The sequence below is a fragment of the Bifidobacterium sp. LH_491 genome, from assembly GCF_056356495.1.
This window is the reverse complement of the sequence record NZ_JBKEUI010000001.1, coordinates 1,731,219-1,752,164: the sequence shown is the minus strand read 5'-3', so window position 1 is coordinate 1,752,164 and position 20,946 is coordinate 1,731,219. Positions and strand designations below refer to the sequence as shown.

Annotated in this window: 16 protein-coding genes; 9 read left to right on the top strand and 7 right to left on the bottom strand. The window is 50.0% G+C overall.

All coding sequences use genetic code 11. From position 1 onward, the window contains the following. Positions 1-25: 25 nt before the first annotated feature. Positions 26-508, bottom strand: coding sequence for a hypothetical protein (locus tag AC1AWK_RS06755; RefSeq protein ID WP_476569212.1), 483 nt, complete (start codon positions 506-508; stop codon positions 26-28). Positions 509-936: 428 nt separating this feature from the next. On the opposite strand from AC1AWK_RS06755, the gene AC1AWK_RS06750 reads away from it, so the two are divergent. Beyond that, positions 937-1,227, top strand: coding sequence for a helix-turn-helix transcriptional regulator (locus AC1AWK_RS06750; RefSeq protein ID WP_476569210.1), 291 nt, complete (start codon positions 937-939; stop codon positions 1,225-1,227). A gap of 52 nt (positions 1,228-1,279) precedes the next feature. Here AC1AWK_RS06750 and AC1AWK_RS06745 read toward each other — a convergent pair whose 3' ends face one another. Both AC1AWK_RS06745 and AC1AWK_RS06740 read right to left on the bottom strand, forming a co-directional pair. After that, on the bottom strand, positions 1,280-3,352 hold the full coding sequence (locus tag AC1AWK_RS06745; RefSeq protein WP_476569208.1) for a beta-galactosidase: 2,073 nt from the start codon (positions 3,350-3,352) through the stop codon (positions 1,280-1,282). Further along, positions 3,349-4,863, bottom strand: a complete 1,515-nt coding sequence (locus AC1AWK_RS06740) for a peptide MFS transporter (RefSeq protein WP_476569207.1) — start codon at positions 4,861-4,863, stop codon at positions 3,349-3,351. The genes AC1AWK_RS06745 and AC1AWK_RS06740 overlap by 4 nt, the downstream gene beginning before the upstream one ends. 199 nt (positions 4,864-5,062) lie before the next feature. Here AC1AWK_RS06740 and AC1AWK_RS06735 point away from each other — a divergent pair, with 199 nt between their 5' ends. From AC1AWK_RS06735 to AC1AWK_RS06725, 3 genes are all read left to right on the top strand, one after another. Next, entirely contained in the window at positions 5,063-5,953 is an 891-nt protein-coding gene (locus tag AC1AWK_RS06735; RefSeq protein WP_476569205.1) for a helix-turn-helix transcriptional regulator, read from the top strand. Between the two features lie 22 nt (positions 5,954-5,975). Next, the gene (locus tag AC1AWK_RS06730; RefSeq protein ID WP_476569203.1) at positions 5,976-7,262 is read left to right on the top strand and encodes an ABC transporter substrate-binding protein; all 1,287 of its coding nucleotides are present in this window, start codon (positions 5,976-5,978) and stop codon (positions 7,260-7,262) included. Positions 7,263-7,367: 105 nt separating this feature from the next. Next, positions 7,368-8,378: a LacI family DNA-binding transcriptional regulator gene (locus AC1AWK_RS06725; protein WP_476569202.1), complete on the top strand. Its 1,011-nt coding sequence runs from the start codon at positions 7,368-7,370 to the stop codon at positions 8,376-8,378. Positions 8,379-8,436: 58 nt separating this feature from the next. Here AC1AWK_RS06725 and AC1AWK_RS06720 read toward each other — a convergent pair whose 3' ends face one another. Genes AC1AWK_RS06720 through AC1AWK_RS06710 form a run of 3 tightly spaced genes read right to left on the bottom strand, consistent with a single transcriptional unit; the run spans position 8,437 to position 11,530 of the window. Further along, the gene (locus tag AC1AWK_RS06720; protein ID WP_476569200.1) at positions 8,437-9,795 is read right to left on the bottom strand and encodes an ABC transporter substrate-binding protein; all 1,359 of its coding nucleotides are present in this window, start codon (positions 9,793-9,795) and stop codon (positions 8,437-8,439) included. Between the two features lie 50 nt (positions 9,796-9,845). Continuing rightward, entirely contained in the window at positions 9,846-10,682 is an 837-nt protein-coding gene (locus AC1AWK_RS06715; protein ID WP_476569198.1) for a carbohydrate ABC transporter permease, read from the bottom strand. After that, a complete protein-coding gene (locus AC1AWK_RS06710; RefSeq protein WP_476569196.1) occupies positions 10,679-11,530 on the bottom strand; it encodes a carbohydrate ABC transporter permease in 852 nt (283 codons plus the stop codon). The genes AC1AWK_RS06715 and AC1AWK_RS06710 overlap by 4 nt, the downstream gene beginning before the upstream one ends. Positions 11,531-11,735: 205 nt before the next feature. Between AC1AWK_RS06710 and AC1AWK_RS06705 the strand changes: the two genes are divergently transcribed. From AC1AWK_RS06705 to AC1AWK_RS06695, 3 genes are all read left to right on the top strand, one after another. Continuing rightward, positions 11,736-14,138, top strand: a complete 2,403-nt coding sequence (locus AC1AWK_RS06705; RefSeq protein WP_476569194.1) for a glycoside hydrolase family 31 protein — start codon at positions 11,736-11,738, stop codon at positions 14,136-14,138. A 1,205-nt stretch (positions 14,139-15,343) separates the two neighbouring features. After that, positions 15,344-15,832 carry a hypothetical protein gene (locus tag AC1AWK_RS06700; protein ID WP_476569192.1) on the top strand — a complete coding sequence of 163 codons (489 nt, stop codon included), beginning with the start codon at positions 15,344-15,346 and terminating at the stop codon, positions 15,830-15,832. A 53-nt stretch (positions 15,833-15,885) separates the two neighbouring features. Beyond that, positions 15,886-16,590, top strand: a complete 705-nt coding sequence (locus tag AC1AWK_RS06695; RefSeq protein WP_476569190.1) for a hypothetical protein — start codon at positions 15,886-15,888, stop codon at positions 16,588-16,590. Positions 16,591-16,605: 15 nt separating this feature from the next. Here AC1AWK_RS06695 and AC1AWK_RS06690 read toward each other — a convergent pair whose 3' ends face one another. Next, positions 16,606-17,685, bottom strand: a complete 1,080-nt coding sequence (locus AC1AWK_RS06690; protein WP_476569188.1) for an acyltransferase family protein — start codon at positions 17,683-17,685, stop codon at positions 16,606-16,608. Between the two features lie 562 nt (positions 17,686-18,247). Here AC1AWK_RS06690 and AC1AWK_RS06685 point away from each other — a divergent pair. Both AC1AWK_RS06685 and AC1AWK_RS06680 read left to right on the top strand, forming a co-directional pair. Continuing rightward, positions 18,248-19,195: a DUF4238 domain-containing protein gene (locus AC1AWK_RS06685; protein WP_476569186.1), complete on the top strand. Its 948-nt coding sequence runs from the start codon at positions 18,248-18,250 to the stop codon at positions 19,193-19,195. 504 nt (positions 19,196-19,699) lie between these two features. After that, positions 19,700-20,938: an oligosaccharide flippase family protein gene (locus AC1AWK_RS06680; RefSeq protein WP_476569184.1), complete on the top strand. Its 1,239-nt coding sequence runs from the start codon at positions 19,700-19,702 to the stop codon at positions 20,936-20,938. Positions 20,939-20,946 lie beyond the last annotated feature (8 nt).

Genomic DNA, 20,946 nt, shown 5'->3' with positions numbered 1-20,946 from the left:
CTCCAAGCGATTTCCGCCACGGAAGCTACTTCGCCGCCGAACTTTTTCGCCTGCCTCGTCGTACTGGCTTCCTGTGAGGCTGACGGAGAATCTCCCTATCCGAGTCCGTCAGTGCTCCATCGTTATCTCTCTTATGTATTGCGATAGCACTCTGAATCAGCAACCGGATAGCGTCCAGCTGCCACACAAGACGTTCGCAACCGCACGCAGGATCACGATACCAGTCAATATGCCGCTCCATACGACGCACGAATTCTTCCGCCTGACGAAGACACATATCTTGCGCCGCGCCGCTTTTCACCAAATTCAAATGCGCCAACACCAGCGATGCGAAATCATGCACCAGCGGATCAGTTTTAGCCAATTCCTTAACACTTGCAGCATGTTCCGCAGGAGCTTCTACCAAGAGCTCGAGATACTTGTCCAGATCACGCGTGGCCTTAATGTCCTCCGACGGCGGAATCAACAAGCAGTTATGGTGCGACGCCGCGTTACGCAGCAAACGCACGCTATACATCATCGAATACGTTACGTCCTGGAAGTTATGCCTCTTAATGAAACTGTGATAGCACGAAACCAAACCAGCCAGGGAACATGTTTCCCAAAATAGCCAGATTGGTTTGCAATCTATATATTTATCTTCTACAAAGAAAAGGCGGACGACCCGCAGGGGGGGCGTCCGCCGCTGGGAGACCGCTTCACATTACCAAAAACCTTTGCGCTTCTTGGAACCGGTCGAGTCACCCCTCGTTCATGTAGCGAACATTATACAGTTTCCAACACACTCATAGCAACCCCGGCGACGAATGTAATATAGCGAAAACCGCCATGCAAGCAACACTATATACAACTAGTGCGCACAATCGTAGGTAGCATAAACACCAAATATCATCGCCCAGACAGCACAACGCGCCCATCACCATTCAAGCGCGCTGCGTGAGCACGATTGCCCCCGACATCTCCCCGAAGAGTCTTCCCGCAAGTGAACGATCAATGTTGACGCAAATCCGCATAGATGCAGCAAAAAAGCTCCTGCTCGATACCGAAAAAACCATCCAAGAGATATCAGAAAGTGTCGGATTCGACACCCCCTCATATTTTTCGAAGCGCTTCAAAGACATCGTCGGCATCAAACCTAGCGAATGGAGAAATCGACAAGCAGAAGCACACGAAGATGAAGCGATACCAGAATCCACTTCACCACCCTCCCCGCACCTACCTCAATAAACAATGGGCGACGCCGCACACACGCGACGTCACCCATCTCATCCATGCACAGTTACCTGTCTCTGGCAATCACCTCAATTCCGTAAGGTTCAAGGGCAAGCGTTCCAGACAATGCCGTTCCGCTGAGCACGGACACGTCGCCAGCAACAACGACATTGTCGACTTCGACGGCCACATTATTGTGATTGATGATGAACATGAGCCGCTTGTCATCGTGGTTGCGAACTCGAACTTCCACGTTTTCCGGAGTATCGATCATGTCAAATTTGGCAATGCCGTTGAGTTTGCCAAGCAACCACGCAAAGGCTTTCTCGTCGAGCACCGTTCCCACATATATGCAGTGCCCCGAGCCAACATGATTGCATGTCACGGCAGCGGCACCAGCGTAGTATTGATCCGCGTATGTCGCCCACACCTGCGCCGATGTGGGGCGTATCACTTCGGCAATGATGCTACCAGCCCCAATGTTTGCGCGCATTGCACCCTCACACGAGGCCAATCCAACAGTTACATCAGGCAGTAGCGCATCGATTTCTTCTCCCCATGCGCCGCAAGTTCCGCGGAATGCACCGGGGTAGCCGCCAAGTATGATTTTGTCATTTTCATCAGCAATGCCCGACATGGTTGTTGTCACGAAGCAGCCACCAGATTGCACGTATCGATCAACCGTCTCCGACATACCGTTTTTGGCTATGCACAACGCCGGAGCAACCACCATGCGATATCGCGAAAGTTCTTCAACCGATGCATCGGAACGAACAATGTCCATTTGTACGTTGTTCTGCCATAGCGCCTCATACCAACGATGCACCTGATCCGTATACTCCAACAAACGCGAGGGACCGGACGAATAGTACATCGACCAATAGCTATCCCAATCAAACATCAATGCAACCTGGGCCGGGCACGTTCCGCCTCGGAACATATCTCCATGATCGTGAAGTTCTTTACCGAGTTGTTGGACCTCACGAAACACCCTCGTATTTTCCGTATCAGCATGACTGATTACCGCGCCATGGAACCGTTCACAGCCGCTCACACTTTGCCTGAGCTGGAAGAACTGGATGGTATCCGCGCCATGCGCGATTGATTGATAACTCATGGCACGCATTTGTCCGGGACGTTTTTGCGTGTTGTAGGGCTGCCAGTTTTGCTGACTGGGCGTTTGTTCCATGAGCATGAACGGCTTACCTCGGCCTACCGCACGATACAGATCATTGCACATCGCTGCACGAGACGGCTTGGAATCATATCGAGGATAGTTGTCCCAACTGACCACATCAACGAACCGACCCATATCGAAGTAATCGATATCCATGAACAGACCCATCATATTGGTCGTTATCGGCGTGCGCTCATCATACTGACGTATCGCACGCTTCTCATCGGTAAAGCATCGGATGATGGAATCACTCATGAAGCGTCTGTAATCCATCGACATTTTGGAAAGCACCGTGACACCGGGACTAATTTCAGGCCCTAGCGCATTGGGCACGACAATATCATCCCAATCCAAAAATAGGTGCTGCCAAAAATGTCCATTCCACGCATCATTTAAGGCATCCAGCGAACCGTATTTTACTTGCAGCCAAGTTTTCCATTGCTCAAGACACGTATCACAGTAACAGTATTCGCCGTACTCATTGGAGACATGCCACGCGACCAATGACGGATGACCACCGTATCGCTGCGCCAGACGCCGCGCCAGTTCCGGCGCAAACCGTCGGAATGTGGGCGAGTTCGGGCAAGGGTTATGCCTATCTCCAAAAACGTGACGACGTCCCTCGAAGTCGGTGCGCATTACATCTGGATATCGTTTCGCCATCCATGATGGTATCGCCGCCGTCGAGGTGCCCATGACAATGCCAAAATTATGACTTGCCAGCAAATCTACGATCTTGTCCAGCACGGTGAAATCATAGATATGTTCATCCGGCTGCAACTGCGCCCATGCGAAAACATTGATGGTAGCCTCGTTGATTCCGGCGTCAGCAAGCATGTGCAGATCTTTCGCCCACACTTCCTCATCCCACTGCTCCGGATTCCAGTCTCCTCCATAGTAAAAACGATCAAATATCGCATGGCGATTGCCGTCAGCCCGTACCATATGTTGTTGAGACATCATACTTTTGCCCCCATTCCACGAGCAATCTTGGACGAAAACACCAACGTAAGCAAGCCCACCAATAGCGTTATGCCGCCAATCATGAGGAAGTACTGCGCTTCCCCGCCCTCATGGTAGAAGTTAATAGATATGGTGTTCAGCGCCGCGCCGATACCGGCTGAAAGGTTCCACACAGTCATCATCTGCGATTTGAACGCCCTCGGCGCCACATCGGCGGCTGCAGTATATCCCGCAGGCTGAGTGTTCGCTTCGCCAATCATGACCAGAATCCAAAAGAAAATAATCCAGAAAGGACTAACCTTTACTCCGGCAGGATACAGTATGAAAGGCAGAACCATCAGCAGAGGGCCAAGCCCCCAAGCCACAGCGCCCAATCCCATCTTGCCTGCGGTAGATGGCTGATGCGAACCAAGCTTGGTCCATAATGCTGCAAATGTCGTACCGAACAGTACCGCGCAGATGCTTCCCCATGTATAGAATGCCGCTGGAGTGATTTCCCATCCGAAAATCGAACGATTCACCGACTGTTCGGTATAGATCGAAATGATGGTGATGCTTTGGTTCCACACCCATCCACCTACGATGTTGCAAAGCATCAGCGGCAGAATATACAAAACATGCTTGCGTTCAAGTTTGGAAACTTTGGAACTACGCACCACATAGATGAAGTAGAAAATAGGGATAAATATCGCTGCAGTACTCACCGCGTTGCCGAAACTTTCTGCAGTAACCAGCCCGGTAACCATCAAACCGGCCATAACCGCTACTCCAACGACCAACACCCCGATGAAACCAGCCATCACTTTTTGACGCAGCCCATCGCGCAGCGGATCCGCCGGCAGTAACCCCAATGGTCCGAAATATTTCTTTTCCGTGGTCACATAGAATAGCAGCGCCGCCAACGCTACAGCAGCGCCGAACGCAAAACCAGCCCAATATCCGACATTCTGCGCAATCGTTCCAATAATCGTGGGCGCAAAAATACCCGCAATATTAGTGAACACATAATTTAGCGTGAATGCCGCACTTCGACGATTGTCACCTTCCTTATACTGCATGCCCAACAGCGCATCCAGACTTCTGCCGGCAAACATTGGAGCAATGCTCAATAACACCAACGTGGTGATACAGCCAACCGTACCCAAAAACGGGAAAGCCAACAGCGCGTACGCCACCACTTGCATGCTACGCGCCAAACGCACCGAAAGCCGCGGCCCCAATATACGGTCTGCGATATACCCGCCAACCACACCGCAAAGCACCAAAGCTGTGCCATATATAGAAATAATCTGGGCAGCTTGCCCTTTGTCCATCCCCAGTCCGGCTGGTGTATCGGCATACATGTAGTAAATCAACACTGAGCTAATGGCAGTGTTACCGACAGAAGTGCCTATGGTTAATGCACATGCACTCCCGACCCCACGGGGCTGCCCCAGGAATTTCCGATCGGACTGTATACGGTCAATAACTTCAGCGTTATCACCAGAAACAGTTGTCGTCGATGTGGACATGTTCACTCCTTCCCTCAAATTTCATCATTGAATCGACATATGATCACAGGAGATCTGGCATCAGCCATTACTGCGATCATGACACTGCAAACGCCTTCGACGCTATGTCCATAATTTGCCAATTCATGCACAAAATATGAGTTTGCCGGTGCAAGACATCGATGTCTCACTACACTAAACATTAAGCAACCATGAGCCAATGAAGGAGCATGACATGCCTCACATGTACGCCAATACCGCATACCTACGCAACGAGCATGATGAGGTCATCAACCATGACGTTCCGCTGATTATCGGCAGCTGTGGATCATATCGCCTGGTATCCAAACCACGTCTCAACACCATTTGGGAAGGACGCGGAGACTACCAGCTACTCTACATCAACAACGGACGCGGCCACTTCTACAAACACGGCAAAGAACATATCGTCTCAGCCGGAGAAATCATCCTGTACGAACCATATGAACTTCAACAATATTTCTATACCGTGCAGGAACATATTGACGTATGCTGGGTCCACTTCTCAGGGAACAGCGTTGAGCATCTCCTTCAACCAACGGGGATACTCGATCAACCGAATCACACGCTCGAGGTCGGCGTCGAACCGGAATACCGCGATCTTTTCGAACGCATGATCATGGAGCTGCAACTGCAACGCCCCCAGTTCAATCATATTCTGTCGCTCACTTTTCAGACAATGCTACGGCTGTTCGCCCGTCACCAGGCGGAACATAACCAACACCCACACAACACACGTCATATCCCACCAACGATCAGACAAGCAGTACTGTATTTCAACCAACACTACGCAGAACAAATCAATGTGAAATCGTATGCCCAGCAACACCACGTCAACGAGTCGTACTTCATCGCACAATTTAGAGCAGCAATGGGAGCCACGCCCCTACAGTACATTACCGCCATTCGGATTCGTCAAGCGCAGTTCCTTCTTCGCAGCACCGACTTCCCCATCAACGAAATAAGTTTTTTAGTTGGCTACGACAATCCGCTGTATTTTTCCAGACTATTCCGACAGAAAACAGGCCTCACGCCATCGCAGGCACGAACAATACCGACACGAAAATCTTGACCAAGGACACTAAGGAACTGCCATGAATCGTCTCCAACAAACAGCATCTGCCACAGTCATCGCCTCTTTCCTGATCGCAGGATGCTCGAGCTGCAGCCACAACGAAGCCACTTCTATTACCATCTGGGCTTGGGAACCAACACTCACGAAAGTTGTCAAAGCTTTTGAAAAGCTCCATCCAGACATCACTGTCAACCTTGAAAATGTGGGTACAACAACCGCATACACCGTGCTCAACAATGCGATTGCCGCCAACACGGGAATGCCAGATATTGTCCAAATCGAATACGACATGATTCCCGAGTACGGCATACGCAATGTGCTGACCGACCTAACAGATTTGAACGGCGGTGATCTTTCCGAAAAGTTTACTACCGGCACATGGTCATCCGTTCAATTTGACGGTCACGTGTTGGGACTTCCCATGGATTCCGGCCCGATGGCCATGTTCTACAACGCAGACATCTTCGCTAAAGCAGGCATTACCGATATTCCCACGACATGGGATGAATACGATGAAGCCGCGAAGAAAATACGCCAACTCGGTGAGGACTATTACATAGCAGCGGATGGCGGAGCTGCCAGTGGATTCGAATCGATGATCAGGCAAACCGGCGACTTCCCCTATTCCACTGACGAAGATACGGTAACGATTAATTACACCGACAACCCCGGTGCCCAACGTTATGTGCAGCGGCTGCAAAAACTCATGGACGAGGATCTCATTAACACCACCACCGCCAGTTGGACGGACGACTGGAATCGAGGGCTTGCCGATGGCACCATCGCAAGCCTTATTACCGGGGCATGGATACCCGCCACACTGAAATCTTCGGCCGCCGCAGCCGCAGGACAATGGCGTGTGGCACCAGTGCCGCAGTGGGACGAGGACACATATGTGACCATGGAGAACGGCGGTTCAGCGCTCTGTCTGATGCAAAGCACCGACAATGCGAAAGCCGCCTATGAATTCATCACGTTTGCCACCCTGGGCGATGGAGCCGACATCCGCGTCGACAACGGTGCCTTCCCAGCCGATACGGAAACACTCAACGACCCGAAGTGGCTCAATCTACACGACGAATACTTCGGCGGACAACAAATCAACCAGGTGCTTGCGGAATCCGCCGAGCATGTTCCCTCCGGATACCAAGCGCTGCCGTTCGAATCCTACGCGCAAAAAATATTCAACGATGCCATGGGACCAGCCTGGACAGGTAGCATCAGCGTGAGCGAAGGCCTACGCAACTGGCAACAGCAACTCATTGACTACGGCAAGACACAAGGCTTCACCATGATCGCCGGATAGACATAAAATCCCCGCAATAAGCAGGCACAATAGTCACAAACTTCGACAAACAATCCGCCGAGTAATAACCGCTTTCAACGACTATGGGTATATAATCGTTACGTTATGACTTCTTCTCCAACCGTGTATGCAGTAGCGGAGCGCGCTAGGGTATCCCCCTCCACAGTTTCGCGCGCTTTCTCGCGCCCAGAGCTAGTATCAGACAAAACGCGACAAGCGGTACTCCAAGCGGCAAAAGAGCTGAATTTTACTATATCTCGTTCCCCCATGGCGCTTAAGTCTGGACAAACATTCCGGATTGCTTTGCTTACCAACACTCCAGTAACTACCTGGTTTGGTGCCAATGTTTTCGACGGACTCGATGAAGTCTTTCATCCCGCAGGATACGACATCGCATTCCACCGAATAGACGGAATGGAAAGTCGAGAAGATTTTTTTGACACACTTCCAGTACGCAGAAACGTTGATGCTGTTGTCGTCACTTCATTCGATATCGATTATAAGGAAATATCCCGCCTCAAGACAATTCAAGTTCCCATTGCCGGAATAAACACAGTATCCCATAATGGCATGTCTGCATGGTCTTCGATAGACGATCATCATGGGCTTAGTCTCATCGTCAAACACCTAGCCCTGCTGGGACATCGCGAGATTATGTTCCTTGGGCGTAATCCAAAATCATTGTTAAAATTCAGCACGTCGCGAAGGCTCCAGGGGATGAAAGACACCTGCGAGCAGCTCGGAGTCAAACCAGCCGTTCACGCTGTCCCCGAAGGAGACCGACATTTACAAACAACATTCAACGAGCTAGTCAATATGCCCGTCCTGCCCACCGCCATCGCCTGTCAGGAAGACGGCATTGCCATACCCCTAATCTGTAAGCTCCGCGATTTTGGGCTACGCATTCCGGAAGATATTTCTGTTACCGGATTTGACGACAGCGTATATGCAGAAGAATTTGGGCTCACCACAATTAGACAACAACCTCGCGCTATGGGCAATGAAGTAGCGAGAAAGATACTTAAACTGATCCGCCGAAAGGAGGTAACGGACCCGTTTAACCTCCATCCGGCGGAATTGATTGTGCGTACGAGTACCGCACCGCCACGAGCTTGATAATGGCGGGGGGGGGGCGAAGACTTTGCGTCTTCGCCCCCCCCGCCACCGTAATCATCTAGCTTTCGAAAGCAGATGCCTGCGGTTCCACACCATTAGTTTCCTTGAAAGTCTGCCACTCTTTCTTCCAGCCATCCACATACGCCTGCGATACTTGCTTCCAATCGCCCGTCTGGTTCGCATACTCGACTAGAGCGTTTTGGACACCCTCGCCCCATGCATCTACAGTTGCGAAACTGCGGACCATCTGCTTACCATCTTTCTCGTATTGGCGAGCAGCAACAGTCAACGGGTTGTCAGGCTGATCGTCATCACCATAGGCAGTACTTGGCACAGCAAAACCCATGTCCTTCGACATTACCTTTTTACCTTCTTCGCTGCTAAAAAGCCACGTAATAAAATCGAGCGTAGCCTTCTGATCCTTCTTGCTCGCATTTTTATTCACAGCCCATGACGCATCATAAATACCAGCAGGACCGTAATTTTCTTCACCCGGAATCCCCATGAAGTACGGCAACATACCTAAATCATCATCAGCTACTTCATTGTCCTTGATCTGCGTATACGCCCACACACCGTTCGGGTAGAATGCCACTTCTCCCAAAGCGAATTCCGAAGTAACATCTTCATAAGTCTTTGACGTCAACAGCGTCCGGGGAGTAGGACAATTGTTCATCTCCAAATCAAACAGCGCCTTGTAATTATCGACGTATGTCCCTTTAATCTCAGGCATAAACGTAGTGTTGTTATCCTTATACTCGTAAAAAATCGGAATACGACTCATATGAGACGCAAAGCGGTACAAATCCGATGATTCAAGGCCTGGAGTTGCGATTGCGCCCGACAAACCCAGATCATCTTTGTGCTTTTGCATATCTTCCACGACAGCCTTGAAAGTATCCCAATCCTTGATGTCATCCGCAGAATCAATAACCGCATAGCTCTTCGACGCATATTCATTGACAATCTTCTTGTTATAAATGATGCCATACCACTCTGCCGCATACGGAAGTGTGTAATAATTGCCGTCATACTGATAAGAATTAGCCTTACCCTCATCCGTCAACAGCTTGAACGCCTCCGAGTCCTGCACAGGTGCCATGTAATCTTTCCACTTGATGAAGTTCGGATACCCCGTAATGCTCCACATGGTAGGCGCCTCAGATTTGGCCAGCTCGGAAGCCAATGTATTGTCATAGCTATCTGCCGCGGTTAGAACTTTGACCTCGACCCCAGTCTCCTTGGTATATTCATCAGCCAAATCCTCAAGCTGATCCACGATCTCCTTCTTATTGTTCACAAAATAAACTTTGCCCTTATCGGGATCAGCTGAATTTGCGGAACCACAGCCAGCCAAAGTTCCCAACAACAGTGTCGGGATAATCGCCAGAGCCAAGCTCTTCTTCGCTATCTTCATTGTTATCCTTTCTTTCTAATTTCTAGTTCATACTGTGGGAATAAGCTTCGTCATCCCTTAACCGCACCAGCGGTCACGCCCTTGATGATGTATTTTTGCCCAAAGAGATAGAAGATAATTATCGGCAACAAAGCCAGCACGAGCGCCCCCATCATAGCACCCATATCTACCGACCCATATGCCCCCTTAAGATATTGCACAGCAATCGACAATGTTTTGAACCGTTGCAGATCGAGGCAAAGATATGCCATCAGGAAGTCATTCCAAACCCACATCGTCTCCAGAATTGCTACAGAAATTAGAGCCGGACGCATCATAGGCATGACTATGGTGAAGAACGTCCGCAAAGAACCCGCCCCGTCAATCATTGCCGCCTCTTCGATTTCCACGGGAATGGTTTTAATTACCCCAGTAAAGATAAACACTGGCAATCCTGCTCCAAAACCCAGATACACAAGCCACATTCCCCACGGAGTATTCAGACCGAGGATATCGGTGATCTTGCTAAGCGGGAACATCACCATCTGGAACGGCACCGCCATGCTCGCTATAAACGCATAATACATAATTTTCGCAAAGCGATTTCCAACGCGGACTATCCACCATGCACACATAGAGCAGCACAGCAAAATCAGACCGACAGATCCTAGAGTAATGACTATCGTCCAACCAAAACTAGGAATGATATCTGTCTTCTCTATACCCCTCACATAGTTATCGACGCCAGCGAATGATTTACCAGCGGGCAGGCTAAACACATTCCGGGAAATGTAAGCTCTTTCCTTGAAGGAATTGATAAAAACCAGTGCGATAGGGTAGATCCATATCAGAGAAATGATGGCAAACAATCCTGTCCACAACGGGGCATGCCTAAGTTTATCGGTCATGACTCGACCTCCCGACTCGTCATAATACGATTTTGGACAAAAGCCACCAAGGCTACAATGACAAAGAAAATGACCGCCTTGGCCTGCGCAACTCCCTCAAACCCCGTGCGACCGTACATCGTCCGATAAATATTAAGCGCAATCATTTCTGATGCATTGGACGGGGCCCCATTCGTCAAAGCAAGGTTCTGGTCAAACATTTTAAATCCGTTGGCCAATGTGAGGAAACTACACACCGTTACCGAAGGCATCATAAGGGGAATAATGACGTTCCGCATAATCTGGCGGCCAGACGCACCATCCACCTGCGCAGCTTCGACTAATTCCACAGGTAAATTCTGGAAGCCGGCTATATAAATTACCATCATGTAGCCTATCTGCTGCCAGCACATCAGAATTACCATGCCCCAGAAACCATATGTTGCAGATGTCGTAAGCGACCGCGCCCACAGCGCAAGTATCCCATTGAGAAGAAGCTGCCAAATATATCCCAAGACAATGCCGCCTATGAGATTCGGCATGAAAAATACCGATCGAAAGATAGTTGAACCACGCATGCGTTTTGTAAACATGTATGCCAGCAAAAATGAGACGATGTTTACAACCACCGCGGTCACTACAGTGAACGCAACGGTTCGCCATAGCGCAGATGAAAATTCCGTATCATGTATCGCTTGAATGTAATTTGACAGCCCAACCCACTTAGCGTCGAGCACCGTTCTGAACGAGGTAAAACTCAGCCACACACCCATCACCAACGGCACCACGAACCCCACGACGAAACATATTGTCGTTGGCATCATGAAAACTAGCCAGCCACGTCGCGCCACTCTGCCAACAGTGGTCATAACTTCCTCCCTTCCCGAAGAAACATCACAAAGCATACTGCAATGAATCCCTGTGCATATTTTTTATATAAAATGAGATAAATTGCTCTTGTTTTGATTGTACTACATATTGCACACGGTTGCAAACTTATTGCAAAAATGATACGTTTCTCATGTATTCACTATGAACTTCTACCAGGGGAGACCAATGCACTACAAGCCTCATATGAACGAAAATGCTATTATTCGCGGCAACCAATGGCGCATCGGAGTTTTATCCGATTCTCTCTTTCGACTTGAATGGTCAGAAACCAACACCTTCGAGGATCTACCGACGCTCGCCATTACCAACAGAGGGTTCACCAGAACACCCCACTATGAAATATGCGACACACCCGACTGGATTACTGTAGAAACCAAGTACCTTCGGTTAACCTACAACAAGCAACCGTTCAGCAAAGAAGGCCTGAGCATCGTCGTCAAGGGACTCTCCGATACCAAGACCAATACATGGCATTTCGGCGACAAACAAACCGGAAATCTCAAAGGCACAGCACGCACCCTCGACTGGGCCAATGGCGCAATCCAACTCTCCAACGGCGTGACGTCACGGGATGGCTGGGCAGTCATTGACGACTCGCAATCATGTGTCTTCCTTGACGATACGACCATTAAGCCACGAACAAACCCGGAGACCGATTTATATTTCTTCGGATACGGACATCGGTACAGCGAAGCTGTGTCCGATTTCTGTAATCTATCGGGCAAACAACCACTGCTCCCGCGCTACGCCTTCGGCAATTGGTGGAGCAGATTCCACCAATACACCGACCAAGAATATGTCTCCCTGCTCGAACGGTTCGCCTCCAACAGGCTACCTTTCACCGTGGCGACCATAGATATGGATTGGCATCTCGTCGACGGAATTGACCCGAAATACGGCTCCGGATGGACCGGATACACATGGAATAAGACGCTATTCCCCAATCCCAAGGAGTTTTTGCATCGTGTTCATCAGCTTGGATACCACACCACGCTGAATATACACCCCAGGGATGGCATCAGACCTTTCGAGGAATGCTATGCCCAAGCCGCACACAGCATGGGCATAGATCCGAATTCCGACACAACCATAGAATTTGATCTCACCGACCCAGACTTCATATCAACATATTTCGACGTGCACAAGCGTTTAGAAGACGAAGGAGTTGATTTCTGGTGGATCGATTGGCAACAAGGAGGTGTAACGCGACAGCAAGGACTAGACCCGCTATGGGCCCTCAACCATATGCACTATCTACACGCAGCACGAGACGGACGTTGGCCTCTCATCTTATCAAGATATGCCGGCCCCGGCTCTCAACGCTACCCCATAGGATTTTCCGGCGACACCATTGTGACATGGGAATCATTGCAATATCAACCCTACTTCACCGCAACAGCTAGCAATATTGGATATGGGTGGTGGAGCCACGATATCGGCGGACACATGTTTGGATACTATGACGAAGAGCTTGAAACACGCTGGTATCAACTAGGGACTTTCAGCCCCATCAATAGGTTGCACTCAACAACCTCCCCCTTCAACAGCAAAGAGCCTTGGAATTTCAGCCCTGCAACCGAACGCCGCATGTCCGATGCTTTGCGGCTACGGCACCAACTCATTCCATATCTCTATACCATGAACTGGCGTAGCGCCGAAGAAAACAAACCCCTAGTCACGCCAATGTATTGGGATCATCCAGAATTGGATGAAGCATATGAAGCGTCCAACGAATTCATGTTTGGCTCTGAGCTGTTGGCGGCTCCAGCAGTCACTCCTACGGACTCCGCTTCCCATATGAGTAAAACCAAAGTTTGGCTACCGCAAGGAGACTGGTTCGACTTTTTCAACGGACGCAGGTACTCCTCACCAACAGAACAAGGCCGCGTAATGTCGGTATGGCGCCCGCTCGAAGCGATACCGATATTTGCCAAGGCTGGAGCCATCATACCAATGCAACCGTTGTCCGAAGACTCCGTCAATTCTGTAACCAATCCAGAACAACTCGAAATCTACGTATTCCCCGGAGCCAATGGATCTTTCACCCTCGTGGAAGACAACGGGGCAAGCAACGAAAATCCTGCGCCCGCACGTACTGAGATGACATATCGGTGGAACACGGATACAGCATCGTTCCACATCCGCGCGGCTAGCGGCGACACCGATTGCGTCCCACAAACTCGCAGTTGGTCCATACGATTCCGAGCTATTAGCAAGTGCAATGCAACAGTATGCGTCAATGGCACCCAAATTTGCTCACAAACCCAGTACGACGATGAAACGCTCACGCTCATAGTACAACTCGCACAAGTACCTGTAAACCAAGATATTGCCATTACCCTTGATCGGACAACCTTCGCTGAAAACCCTCTCGCAATAGACGCTTTCGCGATTCTCCGCCGAGCAAATATGCCGTATCTCACCAAAGAACGTGCCAACAGAGCTATACAACAGCTTGGTCCACGAGCTCTGACTACACTCGATTCTCTGGAACATGTCAGTGGCCCCGATATGGAAGATTGTTCCGATTCGCATATGCCGAGCACCGTCCGACAGGCTTTAGAGGAGGTTCTTCTCAGAAGCTAGCTCTCGCAACAGTATTCGGCAAAACCCAATGGCGCTGGAATCCTTCTCTTGGACTCCAGCGCCTGCCTCATACATTACACCATAAAACCTCGAGGCCCACTCTGAAAAATACGGGCATCATCATACTAAAAAACAACAGCCGCGAAACATACGATAATAATCAGCAACACCGCAGAGGATCGTCTCGCGCGATTCAGACAGGCGTACACCGGAATACCCCCCCCCGCACAACTCTTCGTGAGCACCATGGTATACGCTGCGCGCAGGCCTTATACGACGCCGGATACGAACGGCTAAACAGCGTTTAACACCATCCCCAGAGCCGCGTCTTCGCAACGGCTTTTCTATTATTAGATGAACATGATGGGCATATTCGTGTATGCGGATGAATCAGGAGTATCCGATTCAATACATAATGATGTACCCATATTCGGCAGCCTCATACCCGTGGGAAAGAACAACAGAGACATCGCACGACGCCATCACTCCAACCGAATATTTCCGTATGGAACTGTGCATTCACCACACCTTAGGCTCAATATCCCACGTACCCCAGCATCCTTCCGCCCGAAAGTGCGTGTTTCCACCATCGGCAAGACCAAAAACCCACGCCTTCCCGGCCCTGCAACCGAAGGTGCGTGTTTCCACCACCCACACCGACGGTTCCTACCCTCCAAAAGTGTGGAAAACACGCACCACCCATCCCAGAGTGGCGGAAACACACACAAAACAGACCCCAAGAATGGTGCAAACACACACCTTTCGAGCAGGGGCATCCGCGGCGGCTCCACCAGTGTCGAAAACACACACAAAACAGGTCCTATCAGTGCCGAAAACCCACACCATCCAAACGGAGAACGCAGGCGGCGACTCCACCAATGTCGAAAACACACACCATCCAAACGGAGAACGCAGGAGGGCACCACACCAATGGTGAAAACACACACCTTTCCACCGGGGAACGCCCACGGCAATCCCACCAATCCCAAAAACACACACTTTTCTAGACATAGCCCCCCGGCAGAGCAACCCTAACCCGCACCGGTATCAAAATGTGTATCTTTACGCAGCGGGGAGAACACACCGGCGTCCAGAACCCATCGACAATACAACCGTCAGCGGATCCGAAACACCTTGTTATGCGCCCCCATACAATAGTCTCCATGCAAGAGCCCCCATGCAAGAGCCCCCATACAAGAGCCGCCATGACCAATAGCATCCACCGGCCCCATGCAACAACCCGCAGTACGACCGCGTTGCAGCAGCAGAACGAAGAGCAGAACATTTTAGAAGCCACCATCGCATGGTGTGTCAATGCCACCGGACCATCGAGCACAGCCAAACGGCGGGCGGCACAAACCTGGAAAGGGCACATCGACGCCACGGGAGAGCGCCCGGATCTCATTTTGCGCACACAAACCGGCCAGGTGATTGGATTGGAACATTTCCGCGCCGACCATCTCGTCCGCACCAAAAAAGGACGCCTCCTCTCGCGAGCGGCCGAAGAGGATGCCTGGCTCGAACGCCAGCGCAGGAAGCACCTTGAAGCAATCTCCGAAGAAGACGAGGAGCGGTGGCTCGCTTCAGCACGCGACATATTGCACACGCACATGAAAAGCGCGTCACAGAGGAGCAGCAGGCTTCCTTACAAGACCTCTTCGCCTCCCTCAAGCAAGGGCTCGACGGACACCTAGCCAAAATCGAAGCGTATCTCCGCAACCTTGCAACCTACCCCAAGGCGCACCACATGCAGCACGCCGCCCCGCAAGCCACCCCGCAAGCCGCCACACGCGTCGCCCCAACCCCGGAATTAGGATTCCTTATCGAGTTGCACAGCGACCGTCGCGATTTGTTTCTGAATACGCCCGGCGCAACCACCAAACTGGACGCTGGCAACATCCCAATGTTTACCGACATGTACATGCTTCTTGAGGAGGCGTCTCATCACCTCGACTGGATCGCGTTGGCTATGCTTCCCTCCACGGGTAACGACCTGTCTAACGCGGCCATCATCGATTGCCGCAATGGCGCTTTTGCGACCAACTGCAGGAAGCAGGGGCTGCAGCCAACCGTCCATCTTGGTGATATTCCAGTCAGCGATAACCGAGACTCCGCAGAGAAACACACACTCGACCGCGATTCCCTGCCGCAGAACGTACTCACCTTGGTCCACAGTGGCACTTTGACCGGGGACTCCCGGATGACTCTGTTCCAGCAAACAGCCAACGCGCTCAACCTCGGCAAACGCCGCCAAGCATTTACCGCCACGATGCCCACGCAGATGCTCTACGAATGCCTCCTACCGGCATCCACTTCCCATCGCGAGCCATTCACCGCCGCAGACGTCCACCGTCTCCTCCTAAGACGCTCAGATACAAACCCAGAATCTCTTGCAAGCAGTCTGCGCTGTTTCAAGCGGAAGTATTACGCGAATGTACCGGGGCAATCATGACAGTCCCGTCACCTCTCAATGCGACGGCGCCCACTTACCGATGAGTTTGGGACAATACCGAATGGCGATGAGGTAGATGACATAGCATGCCGCTAATGTAGCCGCCGTCGGAAGCAAGCTCAAGACCACGCTACTTCTCAACGCATCATCCGACATCCGCAAAGCAATCGCGCAGACATGTATCAGAACACGTTTGATCGGCTCGGAAAAGCCCATAATCACCATCGACGCCTGCCCCAGACGCTGCAACAACGAGACATTGCAAGAGACCGCAATCGCAAACGTGCCCAAAGTTCCCAATACCGCGGTAGCAAAGAGCATAGCAGGCAAGCCAAAACGCCCCTCAGAAAAATTAATCTGATAGTTCATATGCCAAACAATGCAAAGCAGTATGCCCCAAAGTATAACGCCAAGGAGAAATGCCCCGAGCCTACGGAAAACTCCAGCTTTATCCACGTATCCAACTACGGATGCTTTCCAACGCGCTAACATTGCTCCCAGCGCGTACATGGACAACGCGGCACCCACGATGTCAAGAGTCCATGGCAGCCGACCATATTGCACGACCACTATGTTTTGACAAATAACTCCCCAAATCACCCCGACAATAATCAATACAACAGGAACGGCATATGCGACGATCTTTGCGCCTCCCATCAGTTTGGAACCACAGAAAGCGAACACTTGATATAAACATTCAACGAGGAATAAACATGGCAAAAACCATAGCACAGCGTTTTCAGGCCAATTATCAGATCCACCACGCATGAGGACAATATTGAGCCATACGTCACGCAAGCTACCAGACCAATCTCTCATATTTCGTTCTATGACAAACCAGTACGCCATAGTGATTACGACAAACGTGAGATATGGCAACATCAACGTTTTAAGACGCTTCTTAATGAAATCCCCTATACCCTCAGCTCTCAACGGGGGGGGGGATACTAGAAACCCTGAAATTATAAAGAATAGCGGCATATGAAAGGAATAGATCCAGTGCAACAATTCACCGGTATTTATAGTGTGACCAAACACAACCAAAAAGATGCCAATCCCCTTCATTGCATCGATCCATGTATATCTAATCTTCATATCTCATCCTTGGAATACCGGAACACACGTGAATCATATCAGATACCAGATAGACAATCGCAAAATAATCCTGTAGCTCATGTCTCGCCCATAGCCGTGCAGTCATAACTTCTCAGACAAACGAAAAGATGTACTCCTGTATTAGAGTCATCAAAAATTTCTCGAGCACCATCTTCTACCCGCCTAAAGCATGCGCAAAACAGAGCCATGCACATCTTCATAAAGTGCACCCAAACATATTCCGAATACATCCACGAAACCATCTTGAAGTGCATATTCCGCATAAAGAAACTACGATGCTTGCCCATGCCAATATTGCGAATGCTCAACACCACAGTCAGCACCCACACATCATACATATAATAATCGCCACAAGAAAAATAATCCTCAGAAAATACAGAAAAACCATACGTCCAATACGCGCGGCGAAAACAGTGTAAGCAAACGACCAAACAGCTATTGTTAGAATTCCTTGGACACGGGCAAGGAATAAAAAGCATCATAAGCTCAAACATGATACTAGTTCGCCTCTGTATACACAGACATCCATATAATAGACACCATGCCACAATCCCAACAAATGCCAACAATTGGCAAGCCAACCACACGCAGACAACACTACGTACCCCGATTTTTTCTCAACGGATTCACCAAGAACGATCGACTGGCAGTTCTTACGCGAGAGAACAAGCTGTTGCGCAATCAAAAACCCGAAAATGTCGGTTTTGAAAAACTCCTGTATGAAACCCCGGCCGATCCGAACAATCCGAACAATCCGAACGGGATGACACTCGCCCCAAACTCCATCGAGCAAGTACTGGCAGTGGCAGAGAGCTGCATCGCTCCGCAATACCGAGACATCATCGCGGCTATCCGGGGACCTCGCATCGCATCTATAACGGACGATGGGTTGTCCAGAATCATCGCCGATCTGTCTATTTTTACAGCATCGATGGTATGCCGCTCCCCCGAATACCTCAATACGACCCTTCCGGCAATCAAGGAGTCCCTACTCCAGAAAATGACCGCGCATGGCTATGGAACCACCGATTCGCTCCTTGCGCTACTGGAGGAAACCACCGGAGAGACTTTACCCGACGCAACCCTTCTTCCCGAACAAGTGGCCGAGTACCTCGCAAAAACACTGACGGTCATGCCGATTTTCGGCGATTACCGTGAAAGCCCGCTCTGTGAAATGGCTAACATCCTCAGGTCCAATTACAGCTTCGAGTTACTGCACACCACATGTTGCCCCTTCGTCGGGATATCCACACCTTACATCAGAGATGATGACCACATCCCCATGCTCATATTTCCGCTCCATTCACGCGTATGCCTCATATGCGCGGCAGACGATCAACACATGTTCACGATCCGTCCAGCCAACCGCAAAATAATCCAGTGCATCAATACCGTCATATTGCACGAGGCGCCAGGACTGAAATTCTGCAAGCAGGCAAAATATCTGGAGGTAAAAAACGGAGTATCATACAGCCACTGCAGCAAGTAGCCCTAGTTACATAAGATTACGTAAGTAAGGCCTGACACATCATGCACTCGATTCCATCGGAAAAGCCAAGGGTCCGATCCGACGAGGCACGGCTCGGTACAATTACATCAGTCATCAGAGTATATTCCACAAATTCCACTTCATTTGGCAACACCTACAGGCATAACTGGGCACACTTGTTCTTATCGAGAAATGGTTTCCCATGGCCCATCCGCATGCAACAAGCCCAAGTTGGTTTAATTACATAAACTGACTATAAGTTTGAAACACCCTCAATACCAGAGATTAATCTGGACAATAGTGATTCATCTCATCCATAATGAGAAATAAATATCAAGGTATAGACTCATAGGACACATAACTGACATAAACATCACCACTGTTTCACCCACCCCACCAAAGGTTAGAAACCCATAAAATTAAACAATCGAGCAGATAACTATCCCCCAGCAAGGGTATGATTTTCTTTCTGTAACAGACATACGTATATTCGAGGAATAGAATATGACCACAAAGCATCACGGACGCTTTTATTCCAATGTTATATGGCAGTACGGGCTTCAAGCCGTAAAGTATCTATTCCCCCTCATCACGGTACCGTATCTGACACGAGTGCTCGAACCACACGGTTATGCCGTATACGCCTACGTGCTGGCTTTTATGAGTTTCGCTCAAACTTTTATTGACTTCGGCTTCAACTTATCCGGCACCAAGAAGATAGCGCGAGCCACCACTATTGCCGAACAAAACAAAATTATCGGAGCGGTTACCGAAGCACGCATCCTACTCTCTGTCATAGTAGGCTTGGCCGTCACAGTAATAGCTCTCTTCTTACCAATCACCCGCGCCAATATCCTTTACACAATGTTGTCGTACTTCGCAGTTACAGGCCGCGGCCTTGCCCCTGATTTCCTCTTCCAGGGCCACGAAACCATGGGGCCTCTGACAACTAGATTCCTGATATCAAAGGGGTTTTCCACGGCGCTTACGTTCGTATGCGTATCGTCCATCAACGATATCTTGTGGATACCAATACTGGATATAGCTTCTAGCATTATTGCGCTTATCTGGTCGTTTGCTGCTGCATATAGGATCTTCGGCACTAGAATCGCTCCCGCCCCACCGCGAAGCGCAATATCAGAATTGCGAGAATCTGGTTTGTATGGACTGTCCAATATATCGTCAGTGGCCCTAACTGGCTTCACCACTCTGCTCATTGGAGCAGTAATTCATGACAAGACACTGGTTGCATACTGGTCCGTATCTATGACTTCAGTATCAGCAATCCAATCACTGTATTCCCCTATTTCCAACAGTCTCTATCCGCATATGGTCGTACATAATGACTTCCGCTTTGCGCGCAAGGTCATCATCATATTGCTTCCCGCGGTGCTCCTAGGAACATTTCTTTTCGCCTCATGCTCTGACTTAGTGATGTTAATACTCGGTGGCCAGCAGTACGTTTCGGGCGCCTGGATCATTCGATGGGTTTCCCCACTACTGTTCTTCTCATTCTTTACCATTCTGCTCGGCTGGCCTGTTCTAGGAGCATCGGGCAAAGTTCGGGAGATCACCACGACTACTGTATTCTCCGCTCTTCTTTGCATTGCATTGCTCTCTTTAGCAACTATCGCAGGAATTGCAGATCTTAAAACTATTGCCGTGATACGATGTATCTCAGAGGCAGCCTTATTCTTCACTCGGGCATGGTACGCCCGACATTACATATTCGCCAACAAGTAGAGAAGGTG

Bases quoted from the DNA above. Each gene is read 5' to 3' on its own strand.
- AC1AWK_RS06745 (WP_476569208.1), bottom strand. From the start codon at position 3,352: ATGATGTCTCAACAACATATGGTACGGGCTGACGGCAATCGCCATGCG.
- AC1AWK_RS06740 (WP_476569207.1), bottom strand. From the start codon at position 4,863: ATGTCCACATCGACGACAACTGTTTCTGGTGATAACGCTGAAGTTATT.
- AC1AWK_RS06735 (WP_476569205.1), top strand. From the start codon at position 5,063: ATGAAGGAGCATGACATGCCTCACATGTACGCCAATACCGCATACCTA.
- AC1AWK_RS06730 (WP_476569203.1), top strand. From the start codon at position 5,976: ATGAATCGTCTCCAACAAACAGCATCTGCCACAGTCATCGCCTCTTTC.
- AC1AWK_RS06725 (WP_476569202.1), top strand. From the start codon at position 7,368: ATGACTTCTTCTCCAACCGTGTATGCAGTAGCGGAGCGCGCTAGGGTA.
- AC1AWK_RS06720 (WP_476569200.1), bottom strand. From the start codon at position 9,795: ATGAAGATAGCGAAGAAGAGCTTGGCTCTGGCGATTATCCCGACACTG.
- AC1AWK_RS06715 (WP_476569198.1), bottom strand. From the start codon at position 10,682: ATGACCGATAAACTTAGGCATGCCCCGTTGTGGACAGGATTGTTTGCC.
- AC1AWK_RS06710 (WP_476569196.1), bottom strand. From the start codon at position 11,530: ATGACCACTGTTGGCAGAGTGGCGCGACGTGGCTGGCTAGTTTTCATG.
- AC1AWK_RS06705 (WP_476569194.1), top strand. From the start codon at position 11,736: ATGAACGAAAATGCTATTATTCGCGGCAACCAATGGCGCATCGGAGTT.
- AC1AWK_RS06700 (WP_476569192.1), top strand. From the start codon at position 15,344: ATGACCAATAGCATCCACCGGCCCCATGCAACAACCCGCAGTACGACC.
- AC1AWK_RS06695 (WP_476569190.1), top strand. From the start codon at position 15,886: ATGCAGCACGCCGCCCCGCAAGCCACCCCGCAAGCCGCCACACGCGTC.
- AC1AWK_RS06690 (WP_476569188.1), bottom strand. From the start codon at position 17,685: ATGAAGATTAGATATACATGGATCGATGCAATGAAGGGGATTGGCATC.
- AC1AWK_RS06685 (WP_476569186.1), top strand. From the start codon at position 18,248: ATGCCACAATCCCAACAAATGCCAACAATTGGCAAGCCAACCACACGC.
- AC1AWK_RS06680 (WP_476569184.1), top strand. From the start codon at position 19,700: ATGACCACAAAGCATCACGGACGCTTTTATTCCAATGTTATATGGCAG.